The sequence below is a fragment of the Frankia sp. CcI49 genome, assembly GCF_001983215.1.
Lineage (GTDB): Bacteria > Actinomycetota > Actinomycetes > Frankiales > Frankiaceae > Parafrankia > Parafrankia irregularis.
Genome location: NZ_MOWP01000041.1, coordinates 77,053 through 90,567, shown reverse-complemented (window position 1 = coordinate 90,567; position 13,515 = coordinate 77,053). Strand labels below are relative to the sequence as shown.

Genomic DNA, 13,515 nt, shown 5'->3' with positions numbered 1-13,515 from the left:
CAGCGGAGGTGCCCGATGTGACGCCTGGCACTCGTCTCCATCCTTATTCTCCACGGCGAAACCATATCGGTGCCCGGCCTCATGCTAAGGTCCAAACTCGTGACCATTTCCTGGGTCAAACCCGGTCCGTACAGCTTCCTGGTCGATCTCGACCCGAAGCTTGGTCGCAGAGCCGCGTTGGAGGCCGGCCTTCGTGACGCCATCCGGGCCGGTCGTCTCCGCCCCGGCGCGCGCCTGCCGTCGAGTCGCATCCTCGCGGCGGAGCTCGGTGTCTCCCGCGGAACGATCAGCACGGCGTATACGCAGCTGGTGAGCGAGGGTTTCCTGGTGAGCAGCCGGGGCGGTGGATCGCGGGTCGCGGATCTCGCCACCGGCGGAGCGGAACCGAAAAACATCGGTCCGCGGTCGGAAAAGGAGGCGAGTGCCCTTCGCTGGGACTTCCGTCCGGGAGAGCCCGATCTGACCTCCTTCCCGCGGAGCGAGTGGCAGAATGCGCTGCGCGAGATTCTCCGCACCTCACCGGCGTCCTTCCTCGGATATCAGGACCCACAGGGCGTCCCGGAGCTGCGCAGTGCRGTGGCCGATCACCTCCGGCGGTCGAGAAATCTCGCCGTCGACACCGAGAACATCGTCATCTGCGCCGGATTTCGGCAGGGGCTTGACCTGATATGCAGGGTTCTGCGTGATGCGGGCACCCGGACGGTGGCCCTGGAGGACCCCGGACTGGCCGATCATCATCGCGTGGCCGGCGCGAGCCTGAACGTGGTGTCGCTGCCGGTGGATGCGCTGGGTGCGGACACCCAGCAGCTGTGGACATCTTCGGCGCAGGCGGTCGTGCTCACTCCGTCCCATCAGTTCCCGCTGGGAGTGAGACTGCATCCGGACCGCCGGGCGGAGGCGTTCGCCTGGGCGCGCCGGACCGACGGCCTGATCATAGAAGACGACTACGACGGGGAGTTCCTCTACGACGGCGGGCCGCTGGGCGCGATGCAGGGCGAGGACCCCGACCGGGTCGCGTATATCGGCAGCGTGAGCAAGACGTTGGCACCCGGAATCCGGCTCGGCTGGCTGGTGCTCCCACCCCATCTCATCTCCCCGGTGTGCGAGGCGAAGTATCTGAGTGATGCCGCCTCCGGAAGCTTCGACCAGAATGTGCTCGCATCGATGCTGCGATCAGGTGCGTTCGCGACGCACCTGCGTAAACGGCGAGTCGCCTACCGGCAACGGCGCGACCACATGGTCGGTATGGTGGCGGAGCGGGTGCCCGGGGCGACGGTTCGCGGAATTGCCGCCGGCCTGCATGCGGTTATCGAGCTTCCGGCCGGGGTGCAGGCCGGATGGCTGCAGCGGTCCGCGGCCCGGCGCGGCCTCGGTATCGGCAATCTGGACAGCTACCGGATCGCCGGCGAGCGGGCGGACGACGCCGTTGTGCTCGCCTACGGCCGGCCACCCAGTCATTCCTTCGCACGTGGAATCGCGGAGTTCGTGGACCTTGTGCCCGGATAGCCCCCGGTGGCCCGAGCGGTACGGCGGCGGCGCTTTCCCTGCGGCCGGCCAAGCCCTACGGCCGGGAAAGCCCGACGTACTGTTCGGCAAATGCAGTCGCGGCCGTGCTCGACCGGCGCAGGAGATCGAGCCGAGCCCGCCTCATCCGGCGCTGGGCCGCGCTCTCTCCGGGCGAGACGTGCAGCAGCGAGGTCATGAACTCGGAGAACTCCTGCCCATGCCACGCACGCCGCAGTGAGTGGCTCTGGTAGCCGTCGAGCAGGTCGCGGCGCCCCGAGCGATACCAGTGGTCCAGCCCCTCGGCGAGCAGGCGGGCATCCGCGACGGCCATGTTCAGCCCCTTCGCGGCGCTCGGCGGCACGATGTGCGCGGCGTCGCCCAGGAGGAACAGGGTCCGGTACTGCATGTGCTCCTCCACATGGGCGCGCAGCCCGACCAGCACCCGTTCCGTGATGGTCCCGGTCGGCAGCTTGCCCGTTCCGCCGGTAAGGCGTAGATCCAGCTCGTGCCAGATCTCCTCGTCGCTGCGCAGGTGGATCGGCTCGTCCGGTGGTACCTGGAGGTAGAGGCGGCTCACGTCCGGCGAGCGCATGCTCTGCAGGGCGAAGCCCCGATCGGTCACGGCATAGATCAGTTCCGGGGAGAGCGGCGGCGCCTGGGCGAGGACACCGAGCCAGGCGAAGGGGTAGGCCCACTGGTGTGAGCTGCGCCGCTGTGCGGGGATCGCCGCCCGGGACACCCCGTGATGGCCGTCGCAGCCGGCAAGGAACTCACAGGAGATCTCGACCGGGATTCCGTCCAGGGTGCACTGGACCAGGGAGCCGTCGACGCCCACCTGGCAGATCCGCACATCGGTGACACCGAAGTGGATCTCACCCTGGGACTCCAGCCGGGCGCCGATCAGGTCCTTGACGATCTCCTGCTGGCCGTAGACGACCATCGGGACGCCGGTGAGCTCGGAGAACGCGAGGCGGAAGGCCGCGCCATCATAGCGAAGCTCCATTCCGTCATGCACCATGCCGTGACGGTCCAGGCGGTGCGCCACACCGGCCGCTCGGAAGGCCTCGACGGTGGACCATTCAAGAAGGCCGGCCCGCACACGCTTCTCAACGTGTTCCCGGCTGCGCCGCTCCAGAACCACGGAGGCAATGCCGCACTGTTCAAGAAGGCGAGCAAGAAGTAGCCCGGCCGGACCGGCGCCAATAATGCAGACCTTGACGGTTCGCTTCTCGGGGTGATCGGGAATCGGAGTCTCCTGAAACGTGGGCCGTTGGCAGGCCGGTGCCGATCGGCCGCACAGCGCCAGCCGAATGCGGAGGAGAAAAAATGCCGGGAGCTGGGCCGGCGAGAGAAAGAAGCTGACTGTTGCCTGCAATTTTCCTTGAAATTCCACGCCTGGGTGGTGCTGGGTTGCCGGGCGTAGAGCTGGCAGGATCGAGATTATCACCTCCTGGTGATGGTCACACTACACCCGCTTTTTCGGATGGTCTATCGTGATGGACCATCCGCGGCACTGCTCTTTGGACCATCCGCCGGCCTTGCATCTCCTTTCCGTGTCGGGTCACCGCACACGTCCTGCGCGCGGCTTGTTGGCAGGGCCTGTACCAGGCTGGTAAGCCATCGCTGCCATTGCTCGCTTCTGAGGGCGGGCCCGGCCTCGAGCGTGGTGCCGACCCAGGAGGTCACTGGCCGGATCCCGTGCAGCGCGTTGAGCAGCCACACCTCCCGGCCGGCGAGCTCCTCGACGCGCCGGCGGCTCGGCCGGATCTCGAGGCCGATCCGGCGGGCTCTTTCGAGGACCAGGCCGATGGTTATCCCCGGCAGTACGCGAAAGCGGGGGTCGGGAACGCAGAGAGCGTCGCCCTCCCACCAACAGATGCTGCTGGTGGTCGCCTCGACGACCAGGCCGCTCCTGGTGGTCAGCGCGACCTCGTCCGCCCCCTGGCCGCCGGCCGTTCGCCGGAGGTCTGCCAGCCGGTCGAGGTCCGGGCCCTTGACCCGCGGCCGGGTGCGCGGGTCAGGGACGGGCGCACCCCATACCCGCACCCCGGTGCCGAGTGGCGGTGCCGGGCGGATACGGACCTGCAGCCGCCGGTGTCCTGCCAGGTCCACCAGCTCGGTCCGCGGGAACCACCTGCCCCCGCGGGGGATCTGCGTGATGGCGGCGGTCCAGAAGAAGGCGATGTCCTCGTCCACCTCGGCGGTGCCCCGACGACTGGCCCGGCAGGCATCGAGGAACCTGTCCCGGTGGCGGTCCAGGGTTCGGGCTCGCCCCTCCGAGACCAGCCAGGAGTCCGCGGCGAGCAGCTTGGCGCCAGCCTCCTCGATGCTTCGGTGCAGGCCGGAGGCCGACCACAGGTACAGGCCCTCCGGTGTCGTCGTGGCCGGCCGGCCGGCGCGAGGGCCGGCCTCGGACGCGCCGCGCGGCCACGGTGGGGCATGGCCCGGGTCGCTGGTCACTCAGTACCTGCCTGCGAGTGCGGTGTCGGTGGCCAGACGGCGTGGACCGTACACCGCCCGTTCCAGCCACGTGCCACAGGACGGTATCCATGGCGCCAGTGCCGCGGCGGTCCGCTGCCGGGTCCGCAGGATCGGCCGGGTCGCCTGCAGGTGGACGAGCGCGGTGCCGGCGGCCTGGCTGTTGCGCAGCGCGGCGGCCCGCCTGGTCGTCGCGAACCGGCGCACCGCCTCGTCCGCCTGGCCGGCCGACCTCGCGGCGAGGGCCAGGACGACGGCCCGGGCCGCCTCGTCTCCGTCCGCGAAACCGCTGTTCATGCCGCGGGCGCCGAGCGGTGGGAACAGGTGCGCCGCCTCGCCCACGAGCAGGATCCGGCCGTGTGGGTCGACGAACGAGTCGGCCACGATCCGCTGGAACCGGTAGGTCGCCGTCCACAGCACCGACTCGAGATATCTGCCGTCGACCACCTTCGGTAGCCAGCGTGCGAGCGCCTCCGGTGAGTCGAAGTCCTCGGCCCGGTCGGAACCACGGCACTGCAGATCGAGCTGGAAGCCGTTCGGGAACGGCACGTGCATCAGATGCCGGCCATCGGTACCGGGGTGCTCGTAGTGGAAGATCCGCTCGGGTGGCAACGCGTCGGGCCCGGTGTCCGCGATGTCCACCGTGACATGAAAGCCCTCGGATCTCTCGCCCTGCATGCCGATGCCGGCGAGCCGCCTGATCGTGGAGCGGGGGCCGTCCGCACCGATGAGATAGCGGGCGGTGAAGGACCGGCCACTCTCGACCTCGACCGTGACCTCGTCGTCGGCGGCGTCGAGCCGGACCACGGGCGAGCCCCACCGGATGTCGACGCCAGCCCGTGCGCACGCCGCGCGCAGATAGCCCTCGGTGTCCACCTGGCGAAGGCTGGTGTAGGGGCCAGGACGACCGGCCCGAGGCCGCGGGTACTGCTTGGCGTATACCTCCCGGCCCCGGAACAGCGTGCGCCGCGCGGTCCAGAGGATCCCGTGCTCGCTGAGGTCGGCAGCGAGGCGGGGGTCGGCCAGGCCAAGCAACCGCAGCGATTCACCGTGCACATACAGCGCGCGGCTGCCCGGCCGGGTGGCGTCCGCCTCCCGAGCTTCGAGCAGGGTCACCGGCGCACCAAACGAACGTAAAGCCAGGGCGGTCGCCAGGCCAACCGGCCCAGCACCGACGACGAGCACCGGGTACTGCTCCTTCTTCCGGGCAGGGGTCGTCATGATCTTCCTCTCCGCGGAATGTCGCAGCCCGCCCGAAGTCCTCAGAGYGGCGCCATGACATTACGAGAGCGAGTCCGGAGCATGTCAACCGCCGGGTGAAAGCGGGAGTCACACCGGCCGGTCCGGCGGAAATGGAAGAACAGGTGCCGCCAGCAGGGCATCAGCGTTGGTTCGCCGCCCTTGATGGCGGGCGGGGTGATCTGTCTCACGTCCCCCCCGGTGGGTTGGGCCGGCTGCGGGTCCTGGCGGTGCACATGCACGACATCGGTACGGCCGTGGCCGCTGACCTGGTATTTCGGGTGACATTCGCGAACGCTGTTGCATCCAGGGAACCCGGGCTATAAGCTTCGCCCGGGTTGCATTTGGGCGAACGCCTTCCGCGAGATTTCCACTCGCCTGCGTTTTCGTCGGCCACGGCAGCTGGCTTCTCCTCGGATCCACGGATCCTCCGGGGTGGAAGTCCTGCGTGTGGCATGTCCTTCTTTTCGTGATCCTGGCCCATGTCAGCCGGCTTCCGCCGGGAAATCGTGGGCCAGTCCGGGCTGCCGGCCGCATGGTCCGCGTGATTCGACGCAGGCCTCTTCACGTCCAGAGCTAGGGGAATCCGGTGCGAACCCTGCTGATCGACAACTTCGATTCGTACACATATAACCTGTTCCAGCTCGTCGCCGAGGTAAACGGAGTGGAGCCGGCGGTCATCACCAATGACACCTCGCTCGAAGAGCTCGGTCGGCTGGACGTCTACGACAATGTGATCATCTCGCCCGGTCCGGGACGTCCGGATGTCGACCGGGATTTCGGGATCTCGGCACAGGTCATCGCGCAGGCCGAGGTGCCCGTGCTGGGAGTCTGCCTGGGCCACCAGGGCATCGGGGCGCATGAGGGAGCTCGGGTCCAGCCGGCGCCGAAACCAAGGCACGGATTTCTCAGCTCGGTCCGCCATGACGGAACGGGGCTCTTCCAGAACATTCCGAGCACCTTTCTCGCGGTGCGATATCACTCCCTGGCCCTCACGGACCCGTTGCCCGCGGCCCTGCGCGCCGTCGCCTGGGCCGAGGACGATGTGATCATGGCTGTCGAGCACCGTTCCCGGCCTCTGTGGGGCGTCCAGTTCCACCCGGAGTCGGTCGCGACAGAGCACGGAAGACAGCTGTTGGCGAACTTTCGCGCCCTGACAGAGCAGCTCGTACGGCCGGGTCGAAGTGCTGGCGGGCGGGGAGCGGTCCGGCCGACCGGCGGGACCAAGGCGCTTGCGCGGCGCCGTGAGGACGACGGGAGGGCGCAGCCCGTTCCCGTTCCCGTGTCCGCGCCCCGGACCGGTCCCCCCGTGCCTGCGCCCCGGACCGGCCGGCCTCATCGGCTGAACGTCCRCACGCTGCCGGGTGCGGCCGACGCGCCCGCGGTATTCCGTGAACTGTACGGGGAGTCGCCCGACACGTTCTGGCTCGACAGCTCCTATCGCCCCGAAGGGCTCGCCAGATTCTCCTTCCTGGGCGACGCCGGCGGCCCGCTGGGTGAAGTGGTGTCCTACCAGGTAGGTGATCCGCACGTTTCGGTACGTTCTCGGGGCGAGGCCAGCCTGGTACCCGGAACAATCTTCGACTATCTCGAGGAGGCGTTGTCCGAGCGGCAGATCGAAGGCCCCGACCTGCCCTTCGACCTGCGGTGCGGGTATGTCGGCTACTTCGGTTATGAACTCAAGGCGGATCTCGGGGCGACGAACGCACATCGTTCGGTCGCGCCCGACGCGGCCTGGATGTTCGTCGACCGGATGATCGCCATCGACCATGAGGAGAAAACCACCTACCTGCTGGCCCTGGAGGCGGACGGCGCGTCGGACTGGATCGAGTCGACCGCCGCGCGCCTGGCGCTGCTCAGTGATTCCGAGGAGGTTCTTCCCACGTCGGCCGGGGCGTCGAATCCGCCGCCTCTCGACCGGGCACTGGTCAATGGTTACCTGAGCCGTGACCGAGCCCGATACCTTGCTGACATCGATCATTGTCAGGCGAAGCTGGTGGCTGGGGAGAGCTACGAGATCTGCCTTACCAACATGGTGCGCCTGCCGGCCGCGGACGACGGGCTGGCGGCGTATCTCGCGCTTCGGCGATGGAACCCGGCGCCCTACGGTGCCTACCTCCGGCTTGCCGGGGTCGAGGTCGCCAGCTCCTCACCCGAGAGGTTTCTGCGCATCGACAGATATCGCTGGGTCGAAAGCAAGCCGATCAAGGGGACGGCGCCGCGGGGAAAGGACGCCGCGCAGGACATCCAGCTGTGTCACGAACTGCGGACGAGCCCCAAGACCCGAGCCGAGAACCTCATGATTGTCGACCTTCTGCGCAACGACCTCGGTCGGGTCTGCGAGATCGGCAGCGTGCACGTGCCGCGCCTCATGACGACCGAGACCTATGCGACCGTGCATCAGCTGGTGTCGACCGTGCGCGGACGGCTGCGAACCGACCGAAGTGTGATCGACTGTGTGCGGGCCTGTTTTCCGGGGGGCTCCATGACCGGCGCCCCGAAGCTGCGGACGATGGAGATCATCGACACGCTCGAAACCGACGCCCGTGGTATCTACTCAGGGGCGCTGGGCTTTCTTGGCTGCGACGGGACAGCGGACCTGAGCATCGTCATCCGCACCGCGGTTCTGGTGGACGACGTCTGGCATGTCGGCAGCGGGGGCGCGATCGTCCTGGACTCCGATCCCGGCGAGGAACTGGACGAGATGCTGCTCAAGGCGGCGACGACCGTCCGCGCGGTGGCCAGTCCGGCGGCCGGCCGGGCCGTCTCCGGGCAGCGGGCGTTCTCCGGAGCCCCGCGATGAACGGGCGTCCTCCCAGGAACCTGGCCGCGGAGTTGGCGGACCTGGCGCGGTCCCGGGGCTGGACGGACCGACCGGCCCTCCTGTTCGAGGACCAGGTGGTCACCTACGGGGAGTTACACGACCTGGCCGCGCGAGTCGGTCAGGTGCTGGTCCGGCATGGCGCCGGGCCCGGCCGCAGGGTGCTGATCGCGCTGTCCGACGGCCCCGCCTGGGTGGCGACCTTCCTCGGAACCGTGCGGTGCGGAGCGACCGCCGTCCCGGTCAACCCGTTGTTGACCGCGCACGACCACGGATTCATGGCAGACGACTGCGCCGCGCGGATCGTCGTCGCGGACGAGGAGATCTGCTCCCGGTTCACCGCCACCGTGGTGCGCAGTGGTGATCAGCTGCTGGCCGAGGCACACCAGGCCGAGGCCGGCCCGGTCGTGCGTACCGACGACCCTCTCTATCTCACCTACACGTCCGGGACGACGGGATCCCCGAAAGGGGCGATGTTCCGGCAGGGGAACCCCCGCTTCTACCATCAGAGCATCGGACAGGCGCTGCTGCGTTCCGGGCCGACCGATGTGACGCTGTCCGTGTCGAAGCTCTATTTCGGCTATGGCCTCTGCAACTCCCTGGTCTTCCCGCTGTATTCGGGTGGGTCGGTCGTGCTCCTGCGAGAACGTCCCGGCCCGGAGGCCGTCGAGGAGCTTGTCAGCCGGCACGGGGTGACCCTGCTGTACGCGGTCCCGTCGGCGTTCGCGGGCCTGGGGCGTTCGGCGGAACCCGCCTCGTTCGGCTCGGTCCGGGCGGCGGTGTCCGCCGGCGAACGGCTGAGCCTCGAACTCGGTGGGCGTACGTCCGATCTGCTGGGCGCCCCGGTCCTGGAGCAACTCGGGCAGACGGAGGTGGGGTGCGCCTTCGTGGCGAACGGCGTCGGAGCCAACGTCGCGGGCACGGTCGGGCGTGCGGTACCCGGCTTCACGGTTCAGGTGCGTGATCCCGAGGGCCGGCCGTGCCCCGACGGGACCGTCGGTGAGCTGTGGGTCACCGGGCCGACCCTCATGATCGGCTACCTCAACCGGCCGGAGCAGACCGCGGCGGCCCTTCGCGGAGGCTGGCTCGCGACCAACGACCGCGGGATGCGTAACCCGGACGGCACCTTCGTACATCTCGGGCGGCTCGACGATCTCGAGATGGTCGGCGGGATCACGGTGTCACCGCTGGAGATCGAGGGGGTTCTCGGCGCACATCCGCTTGTTTCCGAGGTCGCCGTGGCCGCGGTTCCCGACGAGACCGGCGCGACCCGGCTACGGGCCTATGTGGTGCCGCGCCGGCCGGACGAGTCCGGCAGCCGGCTCGAACAGGATCTGGTGGGTTTCGCGCGGGAACGCCTCGCGCCGTTCAAGGTTCCCCGGACCGTCCATCTTGTGCCCGCCCTCCCACGCACCGCCTCGGGAAAGCTCCGCCGTTTCCAGCTGCGCAGTGGCCTCTTCGCCGCCGAGAACCTGCCCGCCAGCCCGGGCTCCAGCCCGGCCGGCCGTCCAGAAGTCCCGCATCCCACCGCGACGCCCGCCTCGACGACGTGGCTCGGTCCAGATCCGGCCGGCCTCAGCTGAGCGATCTTCAGGAGATGAACGCAACGTGTCCGCCGATCTCAACACAGGAGTGCGTGCCTTCTACATAGGCCGCATGTTCGATCAGGCCGCTGACGCACATCCCGCTGTTTCCGTGAGCCTCGACCAGCCGCTCGGCTGCGCGCCAGACGCTCCGCAGGCGACTGTCGGTGATCTCGCCACCCTGGTCGCGGACCTGGCGTCCCGCCTCTGGGCGATCGGCATCCGGCCCGCCGAACGGGTGGCGATCTACAAACAGAACAACTTCGACATCGCGCTCCTCGCCTGCGCGGCGGCCCGGATCGGCGCGGTTCCCGCCCTGCTCGCACCGGCGCTGCCCGGAGACATCGCGACCGAGCTGATCCGTCGGCTGGACCGGCCGTGGTTGCTGACCGACACGGAGACGCTCGCCGGCCCGCTCGCGGCGCAGGAGCCTGTGGTCCGGGGCAGCGTCCTGGTCGACGACGGGCCCGCCGTCGACGACGGGCCCGCCGTCGACGACGGGCCCGCCGTCGACGACGGGGCCGTCCTTGACGACGAGGCCGTCCGTAACGGGGCCGTCCGTAACGGGGCCGTCCGCAACGCGGCCGTCGACCACCCGCTTCGCGATCAGAGCGGCGCGCCGGCGCCGGTGGTCCGCCTGGGCGGGTACGCGGGCTCGCCGCCGCGGGATCCGGTGCTGCTGCACCCGAGGGAGCCGGCGCTCATCACGCACAGTTCGGGAACCACCGGTATTCCCAAGCTGGTGGTGCACTGTGCCGGGGCGCTCTGGCATCGGCTGATTCCGCAGCTGGCGATCGCCTCGCCGGTCAGGAAGCGCCTCAAGGTGGCTTTCTGTCTGACCTTCGTGCATTCTCGCTTCTACCACGCTCTCGGTGTCTTCCTGCGTTACGGAAATCCGCTGGTGATCGCCTCGGACTCGGCTCCTGAGACCGTTGGACCACTACTCGTCCGGACCCGTCCGGGATTCATCGAAACCCATCCCAACGCCTTCATCGACTGGGAGGATCTGGTCGACGCGCCCGGCCAGCCCCTGTCGAGCATCAAATACTATGCCGCTACGTTCGACGCAATTCATCCGCGGACCGTCGCCAGGCTCCTGTCCGCCTCGAAACACCGGCGGCCGCTGATGCTCGCGTTCTACGGGCAGTCCGAGACGGGACCGGTGGCCGGCCGATGGTTCACCCGCCGCGGAGCCGCCCAGGCGGACGGGCGCTGCGTCGGGCTCACCCTGCCCGGCTTCATCAGGCTGAGGGTCGTCGGCGCGGACGGGCGACGGGTCCGGCCGGGTGAGGCGGGCCACCTCGAGGTGCGCAGCCGCGGCCGCGCGCTGACCTACCTCGGCGAGGACGAGCGTTTCGCGAGCCAGCTCCGCGACGGCTGGTGGCGGCTCGGCGACATGGGCTACCGAAGCCGGCGAGGCCTGCTCTACCTGATCGACCGCGAGGTCGACCAGATCGCGTCGATGCCCAGCAACCTGCAGGCCGAGGACATCCTCATGGGCCGCCTCACCGAGCTGCGGGAGATCGTGATCGTCGCCGGCCCCGAGGGCGAGCCCGTCCCGGTCGTGTGCACGCGTGATGACGGACCGCTGGACCGGGCCCGTTGGGCGCGGGCGATCGACGGGCTCCCGGACATGGCCGAGCCCGTGGAGCTGCCCTTCCACCAGCTTCCACGAACGTCGACCGCGAAGATCCAGCGCTCGGTCCTCAGTCGGCTGGTCGCCGAACGGAAATGACGGAAAACCACCTGCCAACCCAGGAGCTCCGGTGACGACAGACTCCACCAGTGCCCGTACCCTGATCGAGCTGGCAACCGGGTACTGGCGAACCCAGGCGATACACGCGGCCGCGGCACTCGGTATCGCGGACCGACTGGCCGGCGGGCCTCGGAACGCGGCCGACCTGGCAGCCGAACTTGCCCTCCAGGTCGATCCGGTCACTCGTCTCCTACGTTTCCTCGTCGACCTCGACGTGTTGACGTACGATCCCGCGGGCGGCTACTCCCTGACCCCGGTCGGAGAGCTGCTGCGATCGGACACCGCGGATTCGCTGAACGCGTTGACAGTTCTCTACGGCAGCGAGTTCTACGCTGCCTGGGGTGAGCTGCTGAACGCGCTCACCACCGGCATCTCAGGCTTCGAGAAAGTCTTTGGCAGGAGCCTTTTCGACTACCTTCCCGCGCATTCGGAGACGGCGTCCCGCTACGACGCCACGATGGCCGGTGGCGCCTCCTTCTTCGCACGTGTACCGGCGGCCCACGCGTTTCCCGCGCAGACCACGGTGGTGGACGTCGCGGGCGGTACCGGCGGTCTGCTCGCCGAGATCCTGCGGTCGGACGAGTCGTTGCGGGGAGTTCTCTACGACGCGCGGCACGTGGTGGCCAGCGCGGCCACCGAGCGGAACCTCCAGTCCTTCGGGAATCGCGCTCAGACCGTCTCCGGTGACTTCTTCGCGCAGGCGCCGAAGGGGGGAGACGCCTACGTTCTCTCCCGGATCCTCCATGGCTTCGACGACGCGGACTGCCGGCGGATCCTCGGGCGCATACACGAGGCGGCGCGGCCGGGGGCCACCCTGCTGGTGGTGGAGCGCCTGCTGCCCCCCGCCGGCGCCGCGCCGTCGCTTGCCGCCGGATTCGACCTGCACATGCTCGCGGTGATGGGCCACGGACGGGAGCGCTCCCGGGAAAACTATGCCCAGCTGCTGGCCGACGAGGGATTCGTGCTCGATGACGTCCGGCCGCTCGAGCTGGACGTCCACCTGCTTGTCGCCCGCCGTCTCTGACAACGGTCGCGCAGGCCGGCGCGTCCCGGCCGCGTCGACGACACCGCCGCCGCCACAGCCAGTTCGACCTAGTGAGGGACAGATGTCACGCTACTCGTGGGGCAAACAGCACTCGAGCATCGACAGCATACGGGAGATGATCAACCAGAGCCGTCTCGAGGTCACGGCGCACTCGCTTTACCAGCGTATTCGCACTGTTCGCGACGTTCAGGTCTTCATGGAGCACCACGTCTATGCGGTCTGGGACTTCATGTCGTTGCTGACCTCGCTACAGCGCTCCCTTACCTGCATCGACCTTCCCTGGGTTCCGAGCGGGCCCGTCTCGAGCCGCCGGCTGATCAACGACATCGTCCTCGTGGAGGAGAGCGACGAGCTCGACGCCGGCTACATAAGTCACTTCGAGCTCTACCGGATCGGAATGATCGAGGCCGGTGCGCGGACCGACGGGATCGATCGCCTGCTGGAGGCGGTCAGGGTGGGGGTTCCGATCGCCGAGGCCGCGGTGCTCGCCGAGGTGCCGGCACCCGCCTCGAGCTTCATGAAGGAGACCTGGAGCATCATCACCGAGACGCCGGTCCACTGCCAGGCCGCGGCGTTCGCCTTCGGGCGCGAGGACCTGATTCCGGACATGTTCGCCCAGGTGATCTCGAACAACGAGATCCGCCTGCGTACCTTCCACGACTACCTCGCCCGGCACATCGAGGTCGACGGTGAGCAGCACACGCCGATGGCGATGCAGATGCTGGCGGATCTCTGCGGTGAGGACGACGCCCGCTGGTCGGAGTGCGTAGCCGTGACGAGACGCGCCCTGCGGGCACGCCTGCAGCTGTGGGACGGCATCGCCGCCGCCCTTGATGTCGACGAGAGGGAGCGTTCGGTCACGATCTGACCCGGTGCGCCGGGGCGGCGCCGCCTCGGGACGGGTCCGGTCACGCGCGGCGATCACGGATCACCGAGATTCCGGGAGGATGCCCCGGCCGTCAGGCCGGGGAGGAATCCGGTTCACCGCACAGGACGGCCACGCTTGACTGCATCGGCCGCCGTGGGGTGTGCTGACGGCCGCGGTCTTTGCGACATTCTTGGTCGGCATTGCGTGGAATGGGGACTC

9 protein-coding genes are annotated in these 13,515 nt (G+C 68.8%); 6 read left to right on the top strand and 3 right to left on the bottom strand.

Going from position 1 to position 13,515, the window contains the following annotated elements; genetic code table 11:
• The first annotated feature begins 99 nt into the window (after positions 1-99).
• Positions 100-1,506, top strand: a complete 1,407-nt coding sequence (locus CcI49_RS34895) for a PLP-dependent aminotransferase family protein (RefSeq protein WP_158230861.1) — start codon at positions 100-102, stop codon at positions 1,504-1,506.
• Positions 1,507-1,561: 55 nt separating this feature from the next.
• Here CcI49_RS34895 and CcI49_RS34890 read toward each other — a convergent pair whose 3' ends face one another.
• The 3 genes from CcI49_RS34890 to CcI49_RS34880 form a co-directional block, all read right to left on the bottom strand.
• Positions 1,562-2,710: a 4-hydroxybenzoate 3-monooxygenase gene (locus tag CcI49_RS34890; RefSeq protein WP_347280168.1), complete on the bottom strand. Its 1,149-nt coding sequence runs from the start codon at positions 2,708-2,710 to the stop codon at positions 1,562-1,564.
• Positions 2,711-2,994: 284 nt separating this feature from the next.
• A complete protein-coding gene (locus CcI49_RS34885; protein ID WP_076833743.1) occupies positions 2,995-3,966 on the bottom strand; it encodes an aminotransferase class IV in 972 nt (323 codons plus the stop codon).
• Positions 3,967-5,205: an FAD-dependent monooxygenase gene (locus CcI49_RS34880; protein WP_076833741.1), complete on the bottom strand. Its 1,239-nt coding sequence runs from the start codon at positions 5,203-5,205 to the stop codon at positions 3,967-3,969.
• 607 nt (positions 5,206-5,812) lie between these two features.
• Between CcI49_RS34880 and pabB the strand changes: the two genes are divergently transcribed.
• The 5 genes from pabB to CcI49_RS34855 all read left to right on the top strand — a co-directional run bounded on the left by pabB (position 5,813) and on the right by CcI49_RS34855 (position 13,296).
• Positions 5,813-8,026, top strand: coding sequence for an aminodeoxychorismate synthase component I (pabB, locus tag CcI49_RS34875; protein WP_076833739.1), 2,214 nt, complete (start codon positions 5,813-5,815; stop codon positions 8,024-8,026).
• Positions 8,023-9,627 (top strand): AMP-binding protein, encoded by a 1,605-nt coding sequence (locus CcI49_RS34870; RefSeq protein ID WP_076833737.1) that lies wholly within the window; start codon positions 8,023-8,025, stop codon positions 9,625-9,627. Before pabB ends, CcI49_RS34870 begins: the two co-directional genes overlap by 4 nt.
• Positions 9,628-9,652: 25 nt before the next feature.
• A complete protein-coding gene (locus CcI49_RS34865) occupies positions 9,653-11,362 on the top strand; it encodes a class I adenylate-forming enzyme family protein (protein ID WP_076833734.1) in 1,710 nt (569 codons plus the stop codon).
• Between the two features lie 31 nt (positions 11,363-11,393).
• A complete protein-coding gene (locus CcI49_RS34860) occupies positions 11,394-12,407 on the top strand; it encodes a methyltransferase (protein ID WP_076833732.1) in 1,014 nt (337 codons plus the stop codon).
• A gap of 82 nt (positions 12,408-12,489) precedes the next feature.
• Positions 12,490-13,296: a DUF3050 domain-containing protein gene (locus tag CcI49_RS34855; protein ID WP_054569217.1), complete on the top strand. Its 807-nt coding sequence runs from the start codon at positions 12,490-12,492 to the stop codon at positions 13,294-13,296.
• Positions 13,297-13,515 lie beyond the last annotated feature (219 nt).

Coding starts and splice junctions, on each gene's coding strand:
- CcI49_RS34880 (WP_076833741.1), bottom strand. CDS start 5,205: ATGACGACCCCTGCCCGGAAGAAGGAGCAGTACCCGGTGCTCGTCGTC.
- CcI49_RS34870 (WP_076833737.1), top strand. CDS start 8,023: ATGAACGGGCGTCCTCCCAGGAACCTGGCCGCGGAGTTGGCGGACCTG.
- CcI49_RS34855 (WP_054569217.1), top strand. CDS start 12,490: ATGTCACGCTACTCGTGGGGCAAACAGCACTCGAGCATCGACAGCATA.